10 protein-coding genes and 1 pseudogene are annotated in these 22213 nt (G+C 62.3%); 6 read left to right on the top strand and 5 right to left on the bottom strand.

What is annotated here, in order from left to right; translation table 11 throughout:
* Positions 1-16: 16 nt before the first annotated feature.
* The 3 genes from VGO04_RS30180 to VGO04_RS30170 all read right to left on the bottom strand — a co-directional run bounded on the left by VGO04_RS30180 (position 17) and on the right by VGO04_RS30170 (position 12357).
* The gene (locus VGO04_RS30180; RefSeq protein ID WP_327499667.1) at positions 17-2707 is read right to left on the bottom strand and encodes a calcium-binding protein; all 2691 of its coding nucleotides are present in this window, start codon (positions 2705-2707) and stop codon (positions 17-19) included.
* 38 nt (positions 2708-2745) lie between these two features.
* The gene (locus tag VGO04_RS30175; protein WP_327499666.1) at positions 2746-4491 is read right to left on the bottom strand and encodes a type I secretion system permease/ATPase; all 1746 of its coding nucleotides are present in this window, start codon (positions 4489-4491) and stop codon (positions 2746-2748) included.
* A 72-nt stretch (positions 4492-4563) separates the two neighbouring features.
* Positions 4564-12357: a peroxidase family protein gene (locus VGO04_RS30170; RefSeq protein WP_327499665.1), complete on the bottom strand. Its 7794-nt coding sequence runs from the start codon at positions 12355-12357 to the stop codon at positions 4564-4566.
* A 420-nt stretch (positions 12358-12777) separates the two neighbouring features.
* Between VGO04_RS30170 and VGO04_RS30165 the strand changes: the two genes are divergently transcribed.
* The 3 genes from VGO04_RS30165 to VGO04_RS30155 all read left to right on the top strand — a co-directional run bounded on the left by VGO04_RS30165 (position 12778) and on the right by VGO04_RS30155 (position 16441).
* A complete protein-coding gene (locus VGO04_RS30165; RefSeq protein ID WP_327499664.1) occupies positions 12778-14247 on the top strand; it encodes a sensor histidine kinase in 1470 nt (489 codons plus the stop codon).
* Entirely contained in the window at positions 14240-14905 is a 666-nt protein-coding gene (locus VGO04_RS30160) for a response regulator transcription factor (RefSeq protein ID WP_327499663.1), read from the top strand. The genes VGO04_RS30165 and VGO04_RS30160 overlap by 8 nt, the downstream gene beginning before the upstream one ends.
* A gap of 150 nt (positions 14906-15055) precedes the next feature.
* On the top strand, positions 15056-16441 hold the full coding sequence (locus VGO04_RS30155) for an ATP-binding protein (protein ID WP_327499662.1): 1386 nt from the start codon (positions 15056-15058) through the stop codon (positions 16439-16441).
* A 135-nt stretch (positions 16442-16576) separates the two neighbouring features.
* Here VGO04_RS30155 and VGO04_RS30150 read toward each other — a convergent pair whose 3' ends face one another.
* Positions 16577-17248, bottom strand: coding sequence for a response regulator transcription factor (locus VGO04_RS30150; protein ID WP_327499661.1), 672 nt, complete (start codon positions 17246-17248; stop codon positions 16577-16579).
* Positions 17249-18047: 799 nt separating this feature from the next.
* On the bottom strand, positions 18048-19157 hold the full coding sequence (locus VGO04_RS30145; RefSeq protein ID WP_327499660.1) for an NAD(P)/FAD-dependent oxidoreductase: 1110 nt from the start codon (positions 19155-19157) through the stop codon (positions 18048-18050).
* A 212-nt stretch (positions 19158-19369) separates the two neighbouring features.
* Here VGO04_RS30145 and VGO04_RS30140 point away from each other — a divergent pair, with 212 nt between their 5' ends.
* From VGO04_RS30140 to VGO04_RS30130, 3 genes and pseudogenes are all read left to right on the top strand, one after another.
* Positions 19370-20602, top strand: a complete 1233-nt coding sequence (locus VGO04_RS30140; RefSeq protein WP_327499659.1) for a putative DNA modification/repair radical SAM protein — start codon at positions 19370-19372, stop codon at positions 20600-20602.
* The gene (locus tag VGO04_RS30135; protein WP_327499658.1) at positions 20599-22062 is read left to right on the top strand and encodes a UdgX family uracil-DNA binding protein; all 1464 of its coding nucleotides are present in this window, start codon (positions 20599-20601) and stop codon (positions 22060-22062) included. The genes VGO04_RS30140 and VGO04_RS30135 overlap by 4 nt, the downstream gene beginning before the upstream one ends.
* A 1-nt stretch (position 22063) precedes the next feature.
* A pseudogene (locus tag VGO04_RS30130) lies at positions 22064-22201 on the top strand (3-hydroxyisobutyrate dehydrogenase); the annotation flags it as partial.
* Positions 22202-22213: the final 12 nt, after the last annotated feature.

Here is a 22213-nt window from a genome sequence, read left to right as displayed (position 1 = left end):
TCTGCGTTTTAGCTGGCTAGACCGCGTCTCTCGTCTGGTCCGCCGCTGTGTCGAGTGCTGCCAGAATGAAGTCCTGTTCGGTCAGCGCGTGGCGACCGGCGATCAGGAATTCGAGATCCTCGTCGCGCTCGAGATCGATGATGGCGCGCACGACGGTCCGCTCCGCATCACTGAAGGTCTCGTGATAGAAGGTAATCCGGTTCACAGGCGTCGGGCCGCCGTCGTCGGCAAAGGGCGCGAAGGCGAGACCACCAACAATCTCGGCGATCTTGGACAGGTCGATGCGGTCGCCTACCTGGAAATCTCGGATTTCGTCGCGGCCCATGCCGCCATTGGCAAGGGCAGCCAGGCTGCGGAAGACAAAGATGTCGGCGCCCGCGCCGCCGGCCAGAAAATTGACGGCATCGCTGGCGACGATGACGTCGTTACCCTTGCCACCGATCGCGACCTCGATCGAATTCAAGGTATCGGCGCCGATCTCAACACCAGCGGCGATGCCGTGGTCGAGATCGATCACTATCGCCTGTGTGGCCGCTGACGCATCGTAGGTATCAAGGCCAGTGCCACCCTCGATCGTATCGTCACCGTCGTCGGCGCCGGGCACGAGCACGACCACGAACGTGTCGGCACCATCTTCGCCCTTCAGTTCGTCGTCGCCGGCACCTCCGACGAGCACATCGTCGCCGTCGCGACCGCGCAGGCGGTCATCGCCAAGGCCGCCAAAGAGCATGTCGTCGCCGCGGCTACCTGAAATGCGGTCGCTGCCGCGTCCGCCGACGATGATCTCGAAGCCTTCGATGCGATCTTCGCCGATCTCTTCGCCTTGGGCGATCCCCGCCTCCATATCGGCCAAGACCGCCTGCACCAGAGCGGAGAGGTCTAGCGTATCGACGCCATCTCCTCCGCTATAGACATCGTTGCCATCATTGGCGGCATCGCTTTTTCGGTCGAATGCGACGACCAGGATCGTGTCGTTGCCCGAACCACCATCGACCACATCGTTGCCGTTGCCGCCGATGATGGTGTCGTTTCCGCCATTGCCCGTGATGACATCGTCGCCGTCGTTGCCGATCAGCGTGTTGTCCGCTGCGTTGCCGTTGAGGTGGTCATTGCCCGAACCGGCAATGACGTTCTCGATGCTGTCGATCGTGTCGGATCCGATCTCGGCACCGGACGCCGTTCCAGCCTCCAGGTCGACCGTGATGGCGCTGGTGGTGGTGCTGGCATCGAGCGTGTCGGTGCCCTCGCCACCGGAATAATGGTCGTTGCCGTCGCTTGCCGGCGCCGCCGTGCTCCGGGCCTCTTCGGCGCTCGGACCAGTGACGATGGTATCATCGCCAGCGCCGCCGAGCACCGTGTCCTGCCCCGAGCCGCCGGTGAGCCGGTCGCTACCGGCTCCACCGTCCAGCAGGTCGTTGCCGGCATCGCCTTCGAGAACATCGCGGCCTTCCTCACCGAACAACCGGTCGTCGCCGGCGCCGCCGAAGAGAAAGTCGTCTCCTGCCTCGCCGATGAGGATGTCGTTTCCCTCTTCGCCATAGAGATGGTCGTCCCCGGTGCCGCCGAACAGCACGTCGTTGCCGCGCCCGCCATAAAGACGGTCGTTGCCGGCCTCCCCGTAGAGCGTGTCGTCGCCAGCGCCGCCGATCAGCGTATCGTCGCCCAAGCCACCGAGGATGACGTCGTCGGACTCGCGGCCATAAACGATGTCGTCGCCGCCAAGTGCCGCGATGATGTCGGGCTGCGGCGTCCCGAGCATGACGTCATTGCCCTCGGTTCCCCTGATCTCCTTCGCCGGCCAGTCCAGCAGTGTCAGGAGTGCGCCATTCGCGGTTCGGCCGGTGCCGTCCGTGACCGAATAGGTGAAGGTAACTTCACCGAGATCGCCACGGTCCGGGGTATAGAGCCACATGTCCTCGCCATAGGAACGGATCGAGCCACTGGAGACCGTCAGGTTGGCAATCGACAGCCTGTCGCCGTCGGGATCGACGGTATTGGCAAGCAGGTCGTCCAGCAGGATGAAGGCCGACAGGTTCATCAAGCCGTTGGCCAGAACATTGCGGCCCGTAACAACAGGAAGCCGGTTGCTGCGTGTGCTGCCGTCATCGTCAACATCGTCGTCGCCCGGCTCGCCTGGGCCAACGTCGTCATCACCATCGCCCGGGCGGTCCGGCCCGCCGTCGTCATCACCGTCACCGTTGCCAATGGCGGCGGGCGATGAACTGCCAATTGACGTGAGGCCGGGAAAATCGAAATCGAGCAGACTGTTGTCGTTGGCCGGTCGCGTACTCGTCTTGAATGGCCGCTCGTCGACGAAATCGGTGCTGGGCATGCCGTCATCAAACGCAATCCGCACCGATGCACGCAGACGGCCGAGCCTTGCCGGCATGACGTCTTCCGGAAACGCCAGATCCTGCAGCAGTCCCTGGATGTAAGCGGCGGCATCCTCGATCGCATCGATCGCTCCGGACATGTCGGGCGCATCGGCCGGCAGCTCGGGGCCGGCAGGCTCGCGCGACGGCCGGTCGTTCGCCGGCTCGCTTTCCCCTTCCGTGCTTCCAAGCACGGAGCCGAGCGCGCCGAGGAAAAGGGCCGAAAGTGCCATCTGCCCGCGCTTGCGCTCAGGTTTGTCGGCGGTCTCGTAACGGTTCTTGGGCGCGAGCGCCTCTTGGCTGTCGGGCCGCTTCAAGATGAGTTTCTCGTCCATGTCATCCTCCTCGGCTTGTGGCCGTCCCAGGCAGACTGCTATTCGGCGGAAACGCGCTGGGGTTGCGCCATGCCGGCCTCCGGGCGCCGCGTCTTCTCGACAACGAGTGGCCGTGTCTTTTGCTGAGGCAGAATTTCTTCCTTCGGGCCGAAGGCGACCAGGCGGCCGGCCTGAACCAGGCCGATCATGTCGACGGTCTGCAGTGCACTCGGGCGATGAGCGACGATGACAACGATGCCGCCGCGCTCGCGCACGTTGAGGATCGCCCGATTGAGCGCTTCCTCCCCTTCAGCGTCGAGGTTGGAGTTGGGCTCGTCGAGCACCACAAGAAAGGGGTCTCCATAGAGTGCGCGTGCCAAGGCGATGCGCTGTCGCTGGCCTGCGGACAGGGCGGTACCATGGGGACCAAGCTCGGTCTGGTAGCCGTTCGGAAGATGCACGATCATCTCGTGGATCCCTGCGGCTTTTGCTGCGCGGATGATTTCCCGCGCATTCGGCGCTTCTGCGAAGCGGGATATGTTGTCGGACACGGTGCCATCCATCAACGCCACGTCCTGCGGCAGGTAGCCGACGTGCCGGTTGAACAGCATTTCCGGCCACTGGTTGAGATCGGCCCCATCAATTCTGACTGCCCCGCGCAGAACCGGCCAGATGCCGAGGATCGTGCGTGCCAGCGTCGTCTTGCCGCCTCCTGACGGGCCGATCAATCCGAGAGCCTGGCCGGCCTTCAACTCGAGGCTCACGTCGCTCAAGAGTACTGCGCCGGTCGACGGAGCCACGGTCGATACCTTGTCGACGGTCAGGCTCGCTTGAGGTGCGGGCAGGTCGAGATTGCCGCTGCGTTCGTCGAGGACGCCGAGCGTCTCGTTGAGGCGATGATAGCTGCGACGGGCAGTGACCACGCCCTTCCATTGCGCGATCGCCAGGTCCACCGGGGCCAGCGCCCGCGCCGTCACGATCGAAGAGGCGATGATCGACCCGGCCGACATCTGTCCGCGGATGGCGAGATAGGCGCCGAGCCCGAGGATCGCCGACTGCAGGACCATGCGCAGCACCTTCGACAGGCCGGACAAGGTGCCGCCGACATCGGACGTTTGGGTTTGACAGTCGAGATGGCGGCGATTGGCCTTTTCGAACCGTTCGACGGCACGGCCGGTCATGCCCATGGCGTGCAGCACATCGCTGTTTCGGGCATTGCTTTCGACGATCGAGCTGCGCGCCACCGAAGCCTTGATCATCGGGTTGGAATGGCGCCGTGTCAGCACTTCCGCAAGGACGGTGAGCAGAGCAAGCACCAGCGCGCCGCCGAGCGTCAGGTAGCCGAGCATCGGATGCAGCAGCCAGACGAAGGCGAGGTAGATCGGGATCCATGGCAGGTCGAAGAGCGCCACCGGTCCCTGGCCGGCGAGAAACCCGCGCAGCGTATCGACGTCGCGGCCACGTTCGGTGGCTTCCGCCGTCGAGTAACCGAAACGCGGCATCTCGATGACCACCTTGTGGGCGAGGGGAGCAAGCTTGGCGTCAAGCCGGGCGCCAAGCCGCACGAGGATCTGTGAACGGATGACGTCGAACAGGCCCTGAAAGAGATAGAGTCCGACTGCGAGAACCGACAGTGCTACCAGGGTCGAAATGCTGCCGCTGGTCAGCGCCCGATCATAAATCTGCATCATGTAGAAGGCGCCGGTCAGCGCCAGGACGTTGATGATGCCAGATAGACCGAAAAGATAGATCAGGATCCCGCGCATGCCGCCGATCTTGTGTTGCGGCTCTTTCTTCTTGCTCATGATGAGTGCCCCTTTTGCCCCGCGCATCGTGCCCCGGCCGGCTGGTCACCGGCCGGGGTCTCAGCTTCACGTTCAAGAGACGCCGTTGAAGTCGGCGAGCTTGAGGTTGTGGGTGCCGTCCAGCGTCAGCGAGAACTCGGCATCCGGATTGGCGTCGACGCTGCCACGGATGACGGTCACATCGGCGCCGTCGCGTGTCTCATGCGTCACCACGATCTGGCCGGCTCCCGAAAGCGTTGTCCCGCTGGACAGGGTGAAGGCCTGTTTTCCGGCCTGCCCGGAGTTGGCGTCGATCGCCGAGAAATCGATGCGGTCGCCCGGCGAGAAGCCGAAGATCGTATCGCCATCGGCCGCCGCCACCGAGGTGAAGCGGAAGACGTCTTCGCCGAGGCCGCCGTCCATGATGTTGACGGCCGTCGATGCAGTGATCTCGTCGTGGCCTGAGCCGCCGATAAAGTTCTCGAAGCCGTAGATGGTGTCGTTGCCGACCTCGGTTCCGACCACCTGGCCGCGGCCCATGAAGCCGTTGCCGAGATCCACCTTGAGGTTGCCCGTGGCGACCGAGTAGTCGAGCGTATCGTTGCCGTCGCCGCCCCAGTAGCTGTCGTCGCCGTCGCCCTTGGTTGCGAGCACGATGTCATCGCCGTCGCCACCCCAGATCTTGTCAGACCCGGCACCCCCTTCGATGATGTCGTTGCCGGCATCGCCGTAGATCAGGTCGGCGCCTTCATTGCCGAACAACATGTCGGCCCCGGCTCCGCCATGGACCTCGTCATTGCCAGCGCCGCCGGAGGCAACGTCATTGCCGTCGCCGCCACTCAGCACGTCGTCTCCATCCTCGCCGCGCAGGACGTCGTCGCCGCCGTCGCCGGAGAGAATATCAGCGGCCGCCCCGCCAAGAAGGATGTCGCCAACTGCCCCACCGAGCAGCACGTCGGAGGCCGCCGTGCCAATCAGCGTGCGGGCTGCAGCAGGCAATGGCGTGCCATCGCCGTCGCCGGAGCCCGATCCGTCATCCGAGCCGCAGCTGTCATCGTCGCCGTCATCCGACCCACCATGATCGTCATCTTCGTCGTCGTCATGGTCATCATCATCGTCGTCGCTGGCGACAAGGGTGGGCGCATCGCCGCTGAAAGTGACGGAGTGATCGCCGTTCGAGAGCGTCTTGGTGCCGTCGCCATTATCGGTTTGGGCATAGCTGGTGGGATCCGCACCCGTCGGGATTTCGACAACGTCCTGGGGACGCAGGACACCGACGATGGTGTCCTGGCCGCCATTGCTGCGGAAGACGATGCGGTGCGCCGAAGACAGGCTCGAAATGTCGACAACGTCGTCGCCGTTAGACCCTTCGATGGTGATCGTCGAGTAGTTCAGGCTGGTCGTGTCGAAGTTGCCGATGACCTGGATCGTGTCGCCTTGGCTGACACCCTGGTCAGGGCCGCCATTGTTGTTGTTGTTCGTCACGTTCAAGGTGTTGACGGTAATCTCCTCGATATTGTCGAGCTCCGCGATCACGCTCTCGACGCCACCGACCGTGCGGGTGATCACGATTTCCGTCGACGCCAGGAACGTCGTATTCAGGCTCGCTGCCAGGTTGGCGTTCTGGCCGGCGGTAACGGCATAGATGCGGAACAACTCGGCGCCCGCACTGCCCGAAAGGACATAGGTGTCGCTGCCGGCGCCACCGTCGATGATGTCGCGGCCCTGGGTGCTGCTCTGGTTGATCGTGTCATTGCTACCACCGGCGAAGATGATGTCATTGCCTGCATTGCCGTTGAGTGTGTTGGCGGCATTGTCGCCGACGAGAATGTCGTTGCCGGTCCCGCCGTCGATCGTGCCCAGGGTATCGCGCACCACGTCGACGGTTGCCGTGTCGGTGCCCGTGCCGCGGTAGGTGAAGGAACCGCCGTTGATAATCCCGTTGTCGTTGACCGTGACGCCATCCGGGCCAAGGGTGGCTGCGAGGTTACTTGTCTGTGTTATCGCCGAAATCGCCAGGGCGCTGTCGGGGTCGATATCGTTGGCGAGCAGCGCCCAGCTCGGGATCGTGAACGGATTGCCATTGGTCCAGTTCGTCACGATGCGGTCGTTGTTGGCGATCATGGGATCGTCGACTGCAACGACGCTGATGGTGGCGGTCGCCGGCTGGCTGTTGCGAATTCCGTCGTTCACCGTCACCTCGATCGTGCGGGGCGTCGTCGCCGGATTGTCGGACGAGTTGGAGAAACGCACGGCATCGAGGGCGCGCTGATAATCTGCCGCCGTTGCCGGACCGGTGAGCTGCAGCACGAGTTCACCGGCGACAACCGCCTGAGATACCGCGATGGCCGCGGGCCGACCGTTGGCCGTCGTTGCCGAAAGCGTGTCGCCGGCGGCCATGTTTTTCAAGACGACGCGAGCCGAGACGATCGTTTCGTTGGTGGTAATGCCCGAGAGGCTCGAGATCCCGACAGCGGCCTGATTTTCCGTGAAGGTCGCGTTCCAGGCCGTCGTCCCGTCGTCGACAGGTGTAGTGTATTCCACGTTCACATTGTCGATCCGCACGGTTTCGGTGTTGCCGTTCACGCCGCTGAAGACGAAGCGCACCGCAGACGTGGCCGAGAAGGGACCGGCAAGCGACAGGTTTGCCGTCCCATCGTTCGATGCGCCGGTAATTGTCATCATGGTGGTGAAATTGGTGCCATCGCTCGAGAACTGCACCTGCAGCGTTTCGCCGTTGTCGAGGCCGCTTTCTTCGTAGCTGAAGCTCAGCGTCGCGGTGCCTGCGCCGACCATGGAGAGGTCGACCTCCCGGGTGATCGTGGCGCCCGCCGGCGTCGAGCCCGCGCCCGTATCCTGGCGGAATTCGAGCTGCCCGCCGTTGATGCGGATTTCACCGGTCGTCGCCACGTTGGTGGTGCGGTCGCCCGTCTCCGCCCACGCCGAGGCCCAGCTTGCCGATCCGTTGGAGTTGGCGTAGTTCGCCGCGCCGAACGCGTCGGCGTAGTTTGCTCGCTCGAAGGCGTGCAGGTCGATCGACGGGCCGCGAAGGTCGAGGATCCGATCGGCGAACTGGATGCGTTCCATGTTGAAGAGACGGTCGGTGCCCTCGGCTTCGAGATTGCGTCCGGTTACCGGATCGATGACGCCGACGGTCGGGTTGGTGTGGGCGACCGTGACGCTGCCATCGGCATTGTAGGTGATCTCGTAATTCTCGAAGTTGTCGTAGTAGACGGCCGTGTCCACGTCGCCCGCATTGCCGCCGTCGATGATCTCGCGGACGACCTGCAATTGGCTCGGCTTGATCTCGCCCGAGAACAGGCGGGTCTGGATCTGCGCGATCGAGTCGATGCTGAAGGCGGACCATGTCTGCCCTTCACGCGGCGAGACGAGGATGCGCACGTTCAACCATTTGTCGCCGTCAATAATGTCGTTGCCGCCCATGCCGCGGATCGTGTCCGACCCGCCGCCGCCGAGCAGAATGTCCGAGCCGTCGGACGTATCCATCACGGCGATTTCCTTGGGCCCCGCCGGGTTGATCGGTGCGCCGTTCGCATCGAGGTTGTGCGGGTTGTAAAGGTCGAAACGCTGGAGGTGGGCGACGAGATCGCGCAGGCCTGCGATCCGGTCGACGTTCTTTTCGAGCAGAGCGTTGGAGAAGCTCTCGATCGGAGCGTCGGGATCGACCTGGGCGGCGTTGCCGTTCGGGTCATACCCGCCGATGACGACGTCGCGACCGGTGAGCGTGTCGTTGCGGTCCCAGCCCGAGAGGCCTTCGACGAGGTCGTAGCGATCGCGCAGGATGTTATTCTGCTGGTTGACGAAGATGCTGATGTTCATGTTCGCATCGGCGTCGTAATTGTTGTTCTTGAACGTCGTCCAGTCGAAGCCGGCCATGCCGTTGGACCGGTTGATTCCGATCCCCTGAACCATGATGTCGTCGCCGGATTCGCCGTCGAAATCGGTATCGTTCTCGCCGGCGATCATCACGTCATGGCCGATGATGCGCGAATTGAAGAACAGTTCGGAATTGTCGCCGGTGAGGGTCGTCATGTTCCCCTGGGCTTCCATCCAGTCGTCACCCTCGTTGCCGAGAAGCGTGCCGCCCCCCGTGGGTGCGCGGATGAAGTCGTGGCCCTCACCGCCGGAAATGGTCTTCACGTCCTCGCCGCCGGCGAGCACGTCGTTGCCGGCGCCGCCGAAGATCAAGTCGAGGCCCATGCCGCCATTGATGACGTCGTCGCCGCCTTCACCCTTGATCACGTCGCCGTCACCGATATCGGTGCCGCTGTCGGTGATGATATCGTCGCCATCACCGCCGTGCAGATGGTCGACACCAAAGCCGCCTTCGATGCGGTCGTCGCCGCCTTCGCCCCAGATGGTGTCGTCGCCGGCACCGCCGATCAGGGTTTCGCCGGCATTGGTGCCGCCGAGCACAACGTGCTCCTCGCCGGTGAAGCGCAGATAGTTCGTGCCGCGAATGACAAGCGAGTCGGTGCCAGTGACGGCAGAGATGACATCGCCCTCACGGGTCGGATCCGCATTGCCAAGCCCGTGGTTCCACTGCTTGGTCTGATCCATCGTGATGATGTAGTCTGCGGTCTGGAAGGCCGAGCCGTTGATATGCAGGCCGGTATCCTCGGTGTCGGTGTTGCGGCGGATCAGGTCGGCAAAGCTGTCGGCTTCGAGTTCGTTGAGCAGGTTCTGACCTTGCGTGCGGCTCAGATAGTAGAAGCGGTCGCCGTTCTGCAGGTTCTGGATCTGCAGTTCGAAGACGAAGGTGAAGGTCGAACCCAACATGCCGCCGAACGGCATCAGCGTTTCGGCGAGGCCGCCGATCCAGAAGTCCACCTTGTTGAGACCGGTTTCTCGCGCGGCCCACGTGCCGGTCGAATTCAGGTAGTCGAGGCGCGCCTGGCGCTCGGCCGGTGTCTCGCCGGCCGAGCCGAAGACGAGATCCCATGCCGCGTCGCGTTTGGCTTCGGCCGTGGTGGCGGCAATGACCGTTTCATGCGTGCCGTAGGCAGCGATGAAGTTGACGATCGAAAGCGGGTTCTTGATGTGCTGGGCGAAATCCGCCCAGCTTTCATAGGGCTTGAGATAGCTGTCCTGCGTTTGCTCGTATATCTGGCGCCGCGCCTCGTTGAGCGAGGGAATGCCGGTCTCGCGGGCGCGGGTGATGTTGACGGCAGCAAGGTCCAGTGGCAGCCCGACGAGGTTGTTGCGCAGGGCGCTGGTCAAGAACTCGTCGATCTCGTTGCCGGCCTGATAGGTCATGCCGCGAATGATGGCGCCGGAGGCGGCGTGGGCATCGACGCCCGCATTGTTGAAAGCCACCGGGTTCAGGAACGCTTCGATCAAGCCGAGTTCCTGAGGGGTCGCTACCCCTTGGGCATTGAGCGTCAGCATCTCGACGTTTTCGGCAAGCATCGAGTGGCCGAAACGATAGACGACCTGGGCGAATTCTTCGAATATCGCGCCGTCGAGCTCGACCGAATGCGAGAAGACGAAAGCGTCGATCTGCGGTGCGACGGCACGGACGAATTCTTCGAAGACAAGATGCTGGTAGACCATTTCAGTCGAGAAACGCGCCGCCTGGAACAGGCGCTCGCCGTCCCAGACGAGGCCTGCGGGGCTCGCCGGGAAGGTGGTCACGTCGACCAGCAGCCACTCGTTGAGAAGCGCCAGATCGCCTTCGGCCAGCACCGTCGCCTTGATGGCGTTGACCTGCCGGTTGTGTTCGCTGTGGAAGACCGAATGGGTCGCCGTCAACGCGATGTTCTCGTTGCCGCGCCCGTCGCCGACGACGAAGTGGGCGTCCAGAAGCTCGTCGTCATAGGTGGTGTTGACGCCGAATGCGTTCGGAATAATCGGGTTGCCGGTGATGTCGTCGGCATCGGCCAGCACGGGGACGGGCGCCGTCGCGGGGTTCCGGTCGTGATCGACCGGGCCGCTCGGCACTGCGCTGTGGGCGATGTCGTTGAGGAAGGCGCGGCCCGCGCTGAGGGACGTGAGTGCGTCGATTGGAGTGGCCAGGTTGCCCTCGACCGGCCCGGTGGCGGTCATCATCAGCGGCAGGCCGTTCGGTCCGCGGACGAACTCGCCGTAGAGGTCGGTCACCAGAAGCGGCACGCTGTGGACGTTCATGTCGCTGAGCTCGATGCCGAGCAGCTCTCTTGCCTGGTTCTTGATGTCGGCCCAGGTCGGCGGTCCGCCGGTCGCACCTTGCAACATCTCGCCGGTCGCCATCGGTTTGCCATCGACGAGCACGTACTCACGCAGGAAGGCCTGGTGCGAGGGATTGGAGGTGTAGACCTGGTTGAGGTCGATCCAGGGCGTTGTCTCGTTGCGATGGTCGCGAATGTCGTCGGCCGTACCCAGTTGGCCGTCAGGGCCGGGGTTGTTGGTGGCACGGGTGAGGATCATGAAGTTGGTCGGGCTTCCAGGGACGTAGAGCGGATCGTCCGGCTGCAGAGGGATGATGACATTGCCGCTGCCTCCCTTGGAGGTGAGATCGAGGCCATGGTCGAAGAACTGGCCGAAGATAGTCATGAAACCGTTGAACGAGGCGGTGTCGCCGAGGTCGGCCGCGATGTTCTTGATGAAGACGTTGTCGCCGTCCATCGTCACGCCGTGAGACGAGAGCTCGTCGATGACGGCCGCGTCTGCCGCCTCGGCAAGCGCCTGCGCAGCGGCTGTCGCTGCATTGCCGGTCAGGATCGCTGCGCGCGCGTCAATGGCGTCATTGAGCGCGTCCGTAGCATTCGCCAGATCGGCGGCGGCGACGCCAAGGGCCGCGTCGGCACTGGAAAGGGCGGCCGCCGCGCTCGATGCCGTGCTCGCTGCCGCATCCACCGCATTCGTCAGCGTCTGCTGCTCGGCAACCGCGTCCTGCAAGGTGGCAACGGCGGTTGCGTGCCCCGCCTGCGCGGCACTCAGTGCCGCAGAGGCGTCTTCCAGGGTTTCAACCGATGTGTCGTAAGCGATTTGCGCGTCCTGGCGGGCGTCGACGGCTGCGAGATAGGCGGCGCCGTTTGCCGGAGTTGGATCGGCCTGGAAGTTTGCAAGAGCGGCGCTCTCGGCCTGCTGCGCCAAAGCGAGATTGGCAAAGGCGACGTCGCGCTCACCTGTTGCGAGCGAAACGGCAGCGGCTGCCGCCTGGCTTGCGGCAAGCGCTGCAGCGGCGTCGGCCTGAGCATTGGCCAGAACAGGCGCATGCGCGTCGCGCGCTGCAACCGCTGAGGACAGGGCGGCATTGGCTGAGGCGAGCGCCTGGACCGCTCCAGCCTGGGCCGCGGCGGCGGCGTCGTAGCTCGACTGTGCCGTTGCTTGAGCAGCTTGGGCGTTGGCGACCACGATGTCGGCTGCCGCGACCGCGGCGGCTGCGTTGGCCGCCGCATTGGCAACGGCAGCATGAGCAGCGCGTGCCGCCGCCTGCAGATCCATGACGGTGCGAACGATGCCGAGCGCTTCGGCGCCCTTGATGTCGACAGAGGCAAGGGCCGCGGCGATTGCCGCCGGGTTATTGAGCGACTGGTCGGCGACGATGTTGGAGATCAGGCGCGGCTGGCTGTCATAGACGGAACCCGTCGGATCGGCATAGCTCGTTTGCTGGCCGTTGCGCGGGTTGATCTCGGCTGGCGCGTAGTTCGGCGTCAGCAACCGCACCATCGTTTCATCTGACGAGCCGAATTGCGTCATGTTCGGCTGGAAGTTGTTGAAGGAACCGTCGACGGTGCGCAGGCCGTAGGGAAGAAGGGGGCTCGAGACCAGTTGTTCGAGAGCAGCGCGCGGGTCGGCGCCGTCATTGATGGCCGCCGTATGGGCCTCGGCGATCTTGATCTGCTTGAGGATGAAATCAAGGTCGTTTCTGTTGAGCTTTACCATTCTACCCTCCGTCGGTGCCGGCGCGTCAGCCGCGGCCGCCCGTTTCAAACAAAGTTCCACCGCCCGGCGGCGAGGTTGTCCTCGCTCACGCGCCGGTTGTTTCGTCTCGAATGCCCGGCTTGTTCACCGGTCGCATGCCTGCTGATGGTCGTATGATGGGCGACGGTGCCGAAGAAAGAAACGGCGCAAGGTCGGGCGAGATTGCCGACGAATGGCCGAATGGATTTCCGACCAGTGGCCGTGACGATTGTGGATTTGGACCAATAGAGAATCTGGACCTAAGACTAGTTCTTCTTTGGCCCCTAGATATTAACTGGAGAAGGTCTTTCAATTTGGCAGAATAGTGCCATCATCTTCTGGGGCGGATCGATCGGGGCGACGCATTTCCGCCGCACGCAATCCGAAAGGAAACCGCGCAGCGTGACGGAGCATTCACGGGGCATTCTTCAGAAATCCACCATGCCGGTAGGATCGGCGGCCGTCGTCCGTCGCCGTTCACCGCCGATACGCCAATGGTTTGGCCGCCAAACCCTCTCCATGCAGTTCCTGCTCGCAAGCAGTGTCCTTATTCTGGTTGTCGCGGCCGTCTCGGGCTATCTTATTTCTCGCGAAGTCTCAAAGAACGCCGCGGTCGATCGTGCGGCCGCGACAGCCCTCTTCATGCAAAGCATTCTTGAGCCAATCGGCAACGAACTGGCTGAAACCGGCCAGCTTTCACCGGATCGCCGGACACGGCTCGACCAGCTTTTCGCCGAACCGCAATTCAAGGACCGCTTTCCGTATTTCGAGTTGTGGTTGCCGGACGCGACCGTGGCCTATTCCACTTCGAAGGAGCTGATCGGTCGCCGCTTCAATCCACCCCAAGGATTGGTCCGGGCTCTGCGTGGAGACGTGGCGGCGGAGTACGCGGATCTCACCGCAAGCGAACACACGCTCAGGAGCCTGAACGCGCGCTACCTTGAAATCTACAGCCCGGTGCGTCGGGGCGACACGGGCGAGGTGGTTGCCGTTGCGGAAATACACGAAGACACGGACGTCCTGCACTGGGAAATCTTTAAGGTGCGGCTGATCGGTTGGACGGTCGTTGCGGGTGCATCCACCCTCATCATGCTTGGCCTGTTCGGCATCGTCCGTCGTGGCAGCGCCACGATCGAGCAGCAACGTGTGCGCCTGGAACAGCGGGCCGAGGAAGCCGAGCGGGTATCCGAGGAGATTCGCGTGCTGCGTGACCGTGCTCGGATCGCCTCGCTGCGCATGACAGATTTCAACGAGCGCCTGACCCGTGGCATTGGGGCTGACCTGCATGACGGTCCGGCCCAGCTCATCGGGTTTGCCGTCCTTCAGTTGGAGCCGTTGCGACAGGCGCGTTCCAAGGCAGAACGCGAAGAGGCCGTGCAGGCGATCGGCGGGACCTTGGATGAAGCCTTGAAGGAAATACGACTGATCGCGCGTTCGCTGCTTGTGCCTGATATCGAGAGCCTCGATCTCGACCAGGTCATTGCGCGGGCGGTAAAACTGCACGAGGCCCGGACGGGTACGCAGGTCGAGGTCGAGGCCAGCGGCAGCAAGATGAATTTGCCGCCGGTCATCAAGACCTGCGTCTACCGCTTCGTCCAGGAAGGGCTCAACAACGCCCAGCGCCATGCGGGGGGGAAAGGGCAGGCAGTCCGTTGCCGTATCGATGGCTCGACCTTGCTGCTCAGCCTTTCCGACCGAGGCGGAGCGATGGGAGAAAATAGATCCGTCGAGAGGCCGGGTGGTGGTGGTCTCGGCATCCATGGCCTGAAGCAAAGGGTTGAGAGTCTTGGTGGAACGTTGAAGTTCAATCAGCGCCAGGACGGAGCGGAACTCAAAATGACGCTGGATCTCGGAGGCATGCTCGATGGGTGAGCACACGTCGGTGATTGTCGTCGACGACCACGCGCTATTCCGGATGGGCGTCTTGCAGGCGCTCGGACTGCAGAAGCACTTCGACGTCGTCGGGGAAGGGGGCTCTAAGGACGATGCCCTGCGACTGGTTGAGAAGCTGTTGCCGGACGTGGCTTTGCTCGACATCTCTATGCCCGGAAACGGCATCGATGCGGCCCGCGAGATCTCCGCGCGGTGGCCCGAAACCAAGGTCGTGATGCTGACCGTATCCGAAGAGGACGATGACGTGCTGGAGGCACTCGATGCCGGCGCGGCGGGCTATGTGTTGAAGGGTGCGCCCGCGCCGGACTTGATTGCTGCGATCTCGACCGTCGCCGATGGGCAAGCCTATCTCTCGCCAGCACTTGGCATGCGTCTGTTCGGCGTTATTCGCAATCGTACCGAGGGCCACCGGGTGGAGCGCTTGGTCGACAAGCTGTCGCCGAAGGAAGCGGTTGTCTTTCGTCTGCTCGGGCGCGGTTTCACCAACCGAATGATTGCAGAGGAAATGGGCGTGCAGATCAAGACGGTGAAATTCCATGTCGGCCGCTTGCTGACGAAGCTCGGTGCTAAAAACCGGGTAGAGGCGGCCCTCTTGGCGCAGCGCCACTTGAAGCCTTCGGCAAGCCCGAGAGCTTGAGGCATGCCTTGAGCCGTCCCCTTACGCGTCCAGCGATCATTCAGACACCCAGGCGAAATGATGGACAACCCCGGAAATGCCGATCAGGTGACGACTGAAGTTCCGTTGTCGAACTTGCTTCGATCAACAAGGGTTGCACGGCTGCTTTCTTTGTTCCGGCGCCTGCGGCTGGAAACCCAGTTCATCCTCATCGCGTCGTTTGTCGTGCTGGCGCTTATGGTCACTCTCGCCATCCTGACGACCAACCGCCTGGAAAACGCGGTCCTGAACACCGCCGGCTCGCTTGGAGCGGCGTCCTTGGAGACGTTCGTCGCGCCGCTCATTTCGCCGGAGGATATCGAACGTGGCGAGTTGTCGCCGGGCGTAGAGCGCAAATTGAAGGATCTGGTCGCAACGAGCGCGCTCGGCCAGCACGTTCACGAGTTGAAGATCTGGGAGCCCGACGGCACCATCATGTACTCAAGCTCCGGCTTGAGCGTGACCGAGAACGTCGTCTTCGAGGAGTTGGAGCGGGCGCTTGCCGGTGAGGTCGTCGTCGGACGCACCGAAACTCAGAAGCACCAATATGCCAACGGCGAAGAGCGCGGCACCTCAATCGAGATCTATGCCCCGCTTGTTCGTGACGCGGCCGGCCAAGTCATCCTTGTCGGTGAATTCTACGAGCGACCTGACGCGCTGCTGCAGGAATTGTCGGTCGCCTGGATTTCGACCGTAAGAACGGTGCTGTTTGTAACCGTTCCCATGCTCGCCTTGCTCTTTCTGATCGTGCGAAGCGGCAGTCGGCTCATTGACCGACAGCATGACGACATCAAGCGTAGCCTCACGCGAGCGGTCGAGCTTTCCAACCAGAACCGCAGATTGCGTTCGGCTGCCGACAACGCCCGGCTCGAGGCGGGAAAACTCAACGAGATGATCCTAAACCAGATCGGCAGTGATCTGCACGACGGTCCGGTGCAACTTCTCACCCTTCTCAAGCTCCGGCTCAGCGATTTGGCCTCCCCTGCCGGTGAACGGGCGAGCCGCCACGATGTTGGAAAGCTCGTCTCGATTGTGACCGCGGTGCTGGACGATCTTCGCGACATCTCGTCGGATCTCGTGCTGCCGGAGCTCGACGACATGTCGCTTACCGAGGCGATCCGGCTTGCGGTATCACGCCATGTGGATTTCACAGGCCGCGACGTCGCAGTCTACGGGCAGGTCGCTTCCTCAAGGATAGACGCGCACCTGAATATCTGCGTTTACCGCTTCATCCAGGAGGCGTTGATGAACGGCGAGCGCCACGCACCCGGCAACCGTCAGCGCGTAAGCTTTGCCACGCGGCGCAAGTGCCTTTTCGTTCGGGTTGCTGACATTGGGCTGCGAGCCGATGCAACGGCACAGTCCGTTGGCTCCGGTCACTCAGGGATAGGAACGGTTGCTCAGAGGCGCCGCATTCGTGCTTTCGGGGGGCGGATGCGTACTGTTCGCCGCGACAATGGGACTGTCGTGATCGCGGTCTTGCCGCTTGATCACGGCGGCGGCTTTCCCGACGGCTGACACGATCCTGCTTTCGTCGTCGCCCTCGTGGACCTGGCAGGCGCTTTAGGAGGCGTCTGGCCGTGCGTTCGTGCGACGCAAAGCGGCAGTTTATCGTCGAAGGTTTGGATCACATCGGCATTGGTGGCCGGACGCCTAGTTGATCCGCTCGCGCTCAAATGTGGCGTCTGGAAGCACTTCCAGACGTTGGGCGGCCAGCACCACTTCCAAACGATTCCTGACATCGAGCTTCTGCATCAGCAACGTCATGTAGTGTTTGACGGTCTTCTCGCTGATATCAAGACATCGCGCGATCTCGCGGTTGGTGCTGCCGCGCATCAGATGACGAACGATTTGTTCCTCGCGTAAACTCAGGCGCTGTTGCGCCTGCTTGCGCCGACGCATTTCCGCGGTCTTCATAGCCATGATGACTTTTGTGGCGAAGCCCGGCGTGATGAATGTTTCCCCGCCGTGGACCGTGCGTATCGCCTGATGCAGATCGCTCGCCGTGCTGCCTTTGAGAACGTAACCGGCCACCCCGTAATTCAGCACCTGGATCGCCGTTTCTATGCTCGAGTTCGCGGTGAAGACGATAATCCGCGTCCCCTGATATTTTTGTGCGATCAGATCGATGGCAGCAACGGCGTCACCTGGCATGCTGAGGTCGAGCACGAGCACATGCGGCGCGTGTTCTTCAACTATTTTCAGCGCGTCGATCGCATTCTCACCCTTGGCGACGATGTCAAGGTCGCTCTTCCCGGAGTAAATGCTGACCAACCCTTCAAGCAAAATGGGGTGGTCGTCGACGAAAGCAACTGAAATTCCCATAATAACATAATCTCCGTGACATATAAATTTGTTCTGGAATTTGCCGGAAATCTGAAGTCTGTCTGAAAATATTACAGTACTATTGGAGTGCGTTTATGTAGTGTCGGGAGAAGGCTGAAATCGGGTGCCGCTGTCAAGGATTGATGGATGGCGGCATTCTTGTTGTCGTTTTCGTCCCGCTTTGCATTTCGAGGCATTGCGGAGCGACGTGCGTTCCTCATCTTCGGAACACACTAATACAGCAGGATTCCATTTTAAAGTGCATGCTTAAAATTGGGTTAATTTTAGGGGTTTTCGGATTCAGCAAAGATATGCAGGCGCCCCCCTTTGCTTCGACGGGAACCCGCCGAAGCCGCTGTTTGCGTTGTGTACGAATCCGATAGCACAATGTTTCGAGCAGAAGCGCTCGCGGTTCGCGGGGAAGGCGGGACTTACCTTGGCGCCACGATCCCGGGATAGAAGTCACCGTCGCCGCCTTCGTAGTTCCCGCTATAGCCGCCACCGCCAGTCTGAGAGCATGCGGAGAGGCCAAGAACGATTGCCAACACGATTGCAACGCGCATTTATTTCACCTTGTCAGTTGAACGTTCACGACAGGCTGTCGTGTTTTCACGCCTATCATGTGCGGTGGGTTTGATCGAGTGCGCCGCAGGGAGCGATGGCAATCCGGCCCGACACGAACAATCTTGGTTCCTGCGACCACCCGTCTCGACCGGCGCTCGAGAGCCGATCGCGCAACTCCGCACCGTGCATCGCTCGCATTCGGCGCGGCCGGAAAAATAGCCGTTGAGGTTGGTCGTTACGCTGCGCGGCTGCGCCGCGCGATGTCGGCGGCAACGGCGGACGCTTCCCTGCCGATTTCCCTCAAGAGGCCTGAGACCGGATTGTGGAAACCGACGAGATAAAGGCCGAACTCGGCCGCCTTTCGCGTGACGCCGCTCTTGCCCGGCCGCAATTCCGCCGGCAGGAACGTCTCGAAGCCGGGCCGGTAGCCGGTGGCGAGGATGACCGTATCGAATTCCGTCGCCACGCCTGAAACGAAAATGGCGCCGCCTTCGGTAAAACAGCTGATGTCTGGTGCCACCTTGATGTCGCCGGACTTGATCGCTCTCACCGTGCCGACATCGATGACCGGGATACGTCCGGCGCCGATTTGCGCGAGAATGCCCTGTTTCGGTCTGGTGATGCCGTATTCTTCGAGCTTGCCCAGCGCGAGGTCGAGGATGATGGGGAACAACCGGTCGTTCGCCGCTTGCGGCAGTGCTTGGGTCGCAATGCCGATGATCTGGATCGGCACGCCGAACAGTTCGCGCGGTACGATGTGGACGCCTTTTCGTACCGACAGCGTTGGGCGCGCGCCGTGCTCGGCAAGGTCGAGCGCGATCTCGGCGCCGGTGTTGCCCATGCCGACAACCAGTACCGACTGGCCGGTAAAGGGCGCGGCCTCGGTGTAATCCGCGCTGTGCAGCCGCCGGCCTTTGAAGGTCTCGATCTCAGGCAGGTTCGGAACGACGGGATCGGCATTGTTGCCGCTAGCGATCACGACATGGCGTGCGTGGAAGGACAACGCTTCGGTCTCGACCTGGTAGTAGCCGTTGTCGCGGCGGATGGATTTGACCGTCTCCCCGAAGCGTGGTCGGAGTTCGAAACGCTCGGCATAGGCGTCGAGGTAGGCGACCATTTTTTCGCGTGGCACGTAACGGGGATAGTCTTGCGGGAATGGCATGTACGGTAACGAGGAAAATTTCCTCACCGTATGCAGGTGAAGCCGCCGGTAGTGGTGTCGCCAGGACGGCGCCACGTCTTGCGCCTTTTCGAGCATGACGAACTCGATTCCCGCCCGCCTTAGGCAGGCGCCAACCGCAAGGCCAGCCGGCCCTGCACCGACGATGACGACATTGGTATCCACTTGATCGCAGCTCCCAGGGTGGAGGATATTTCGACCACGGCTGGAGGACAAGTGGGCAGAGCGCCATACTCCGTTAACCCGGCAGGCTACCCGGCCAGAATTTCCTTGTTATCGGCGAGATATGCATGCCGAGCGGCATCCGTGCACGCGCGGCGATCCGGGTCTCGACTTGAAACTTGACGAACATAACGTGAACAAATATGATCCAGGCCATGACGAAACTGACACTTCGCGAGAAGCTGGCGATCCTGTCGGATGCGGCCAAGTATGACGCTTCATGTGCATCAAGCGGCGGTGAAAAACGCGATTCCCGTAAAGGGGGGCTGGGTTCTTCCGGTGGTAGCGGCATTTGTCACGCCTACACGCCAGACGGACGATGCATTTCCCTGCTGAAGATCCTGATGACGAATTTCTGCATCTTCGATTGCGCCTATTGCATCAACCGCGTCAGTTCGAATGCGGAGCGCGCGCGGTTCACCGTCGAAGAAGTCGTATCGCTGACCCTCGAATTCTATCGGCGCAACTACATCGAGGGATTGTTTTTGTCTTCCGGCATCATCCGTTCGCCCGATCAAACCATGGCCGATATGGTCCGCATCGCTCGAACGCTCCGGCAAGTCCACGGTTTCAAGGGGTACATCCATCTCAAGACCATTCCCGACGCCCAGGCCGAGCTGATACGCGAAGCAGGTCTCTGGGCCGACCGGTTGTCGATCAATGTCGAACTTCCCAAGGATGCGAGCGTGCGCAAGCTGGCGCCGGAAAAGCGACCGGAAACCATTCGCGCGGCCATGGCACAGGTCAGGCTTGAGGGCGAGGCGGCGCAAGACAGGACCCACACCGGTCGCAAGCCCCGGCGCTTTGCGCCGGCCGGCCAGAGCACGCAGATGATCGTCGGCGCCGATGGCGCCGACGACTCGGCCATTCTGTCCTGTGCAACCCGCCTTTACAGCGGCTACAAGCTGCGCCGCGTGTACTACTCGGCGTTCTCGCCGATTCCCGATACGTCGTCGGCGCTTCCCCTGGTCCAGCCACCGCTTTTGCGCGAGCATCGGCTCTATCAAGCGGACTGGCTGCTGCGATATTATGGCTTTACGGCCGAGGAGATCGCGACCGGAACGCAAGGCGGTTTTCTCGATCTGGAGCTTGACCCGAAGACGGCCTGGGCCCTGAAAAACCGCGGACTGTTCCCGGTCGATGTTAATGTCGCTCCTCGCGATATGCTCCTGAGGGTGCCGGGTTTCGGCGTGCGCGTTGTCGACCGTATCGTCACCGCGCGGCGCAACCGATCTCTGCGGGTGGAGGACCTGGCGCGCATCGGTGCCTTGACGCGCAAGGCGCGCCCCTTCGTGGCCCTTCCGGGCTGGAGCCCTGGCAGTTTGACGGATAGCCGAGACCTGCGCTCACATTTCGCGCCGCCGGCCCAGCAGCTTCGACTCCTGTGACCTACGCCGTCTCAATCCCCGAAAACGGAACCTTTGACGCCTGGCGAGACGCCGCTCGACGCGCCATCAGCCACGAGATTCCGCCGGAAGAGATTGAATGGAACGGTTCCAGGGGACTGTTCGAGACCATGCCGCTTCCTGAGGTTCCCGGCCCGCACGCGGCGCGCGTGCCGCCAGCCTTCATAGAGTTCGCGCGATCGGTGATCTGGCATTCGGCGCTGGACCGGCTGGCGCTGCTTTATCGTGCCTTATGGCGCCTCGACAGGTGTGACGGCGAGCCGCTTGCGCCCGTCGATCCGCTGGGGCGCAAGCTGATGCTGATGCAGAAATCCGTTCGTCGCGACATTCACAAGATGCATGCATTCGTGCGGTTTCGGGAATTGTCTTCGCCGGGACCCCGTCGCCGCTTCGCGGCCTGGTTCGAACCGTCGCACAACACCTTGGAGCCCGGGAGTTCTTTCTTTGCGGATCGCTTTGCGGACATGGACTGGACGATCGCGACGCCACGGCTGACCGCTTGCTTCGTCGATGGCGCGCTCACCTTTGGTCCCGGCGCCAGCAAGCCTGAACTTCCCGACGACGCGGCCGAGACACTTTGGGCGACCTACTTCACCAACATATTCAATCCGGCCCGGATCAAACTCAACGCGATGCAATCCGAGATGCCGAAGAAATACTGGCACAATCTGCCCGAAACCCGCCTTATCCCTCAGATGCTTGCCGAAGCGGAGGCACGCGTCCAAAGGATGCATGACGCCGGCCTCTCTGCTCCAAGGGTGGGCTCGGCCACTATCTCCGATCGCTACCGCGCCTCGCTGCCGCAGGCTGCGGAGCAGGTGTCCACATTGGAGGAGGCACGCGAGGCCGCCCTCCAATGCCGGCGTTGTGGACTTTGCGAGGCTGCGACCCAAACAGTCTGGGGCGAAGGTGCTCAAGACGCTGCCCTCATGATTGTGGGCGAACAGCCAGGTGATCGCGAAGATCTTGAGGGACGTCCGTTCACGGGGCCCGCTGGACAATTGCTGCGGGAACTCATTGCCAACGCCCATGTCGACGCAAAAGCGTTGTGGCTGACCAATGCGGTCAAGCACTTCAAGTTCAGTCCGCGCGGCAAGCGGCGGCTGCACCGCAACCCCGATCGTGGCGAGATCACCCATTGCCGCTGGTGGCTGGGGCTCGAGCTTGCCCTCGTCAAGCCGCGCATCACGCTCGCGCTCGGCGCATCCGCAGCCTTTGCCTTGACGGATGATAGCAGGCCGATGGCGGAGCGCAGGGGAGGGATCGAGCTCGGCCTCCATGGCGGACCGGTCCTCATCTCCTGGCACCCGTCGTACATTTTGCGCATTCGAGATCCGGACGAAAGCAAAGCGGCACGACACAGCCTGGCTAGAGATCTGGAAAAGGCCCTGAGGATGAGTGGCGTGTTGCCATGTCAGGGCAATCGGGAAGGGGTGGAGTAAGGCCACCGGTGCAACGACGCCGATGGGTGCGCAGGCGGCGCAACTGTATTCGCTGTTCGAAAAACTCGGGCATGGCGGCGACGACTTTTCGGCGCTGATCCACCTGTTGCGTGGCAACGACGAGGCGAAGGCCGGGTGACGCTGCGATAGA

Origin of the sequence: Ensifer sp., from assembly GCF_035999185.1 — a bacterium.
In the GTDB taxonomy this organism is placed as follows: Bacteria; Pseudomonadota; Alphaproteobacteria; order Rhizobiales; family Rhizobiaceae; genus Ensifer.
Note: the sequence above shows the minus strand (reverse complement) of the source record. Positions and strands in the feature narration are given on the sequence as shown.

Bases quoted from the DNA above. Each gene is read 5' to 3' on its own strand.
- VGO04_RS30180 (WP_327499667.1), bottom strand. From the start codon at position 2,707: ATGGACGAGAAACTCATCTTGAAGCGGCCCGACAGCCAAGAGGCGCTC.
- VGO04_RS30160 (WP_327499663.1), top strand. From the start codon at position 14,240: ATGGGTGAGCACACGTCGGTGATTGTCGTCGACGACCACGCGCTATTC.
- VGO04_RS30170 (WP_327499665.1), bottom strand. From the start codon at position 12,357: ATGGTAAAGCTCAACAGAAACGACCTTGATTTCATCCTCAAGCAGATC.
- VGO04_RS30150 (WP_327499661.1), bottom strand. From the start codon at position 17,248: ATGGGAATTTCAGTTGCTTTCGTCGACGACCACCCCATTTTGCTTGAA.
- VGO04_RS30175 (WP_327499666.1), bottom strand. From the start codon at position 4,491: ATGAGCAAGAAGAAAGAGCCGCAACACAAGATCGGCGGCATGCGCGGG.
- VGO04_RS30140 (WP_327499659.1), top strand. From the start codon at position 19,370: ATGACGAAACTGACACTTCGCGAGAAGCTGGCGATCCTGTCGGATGCG.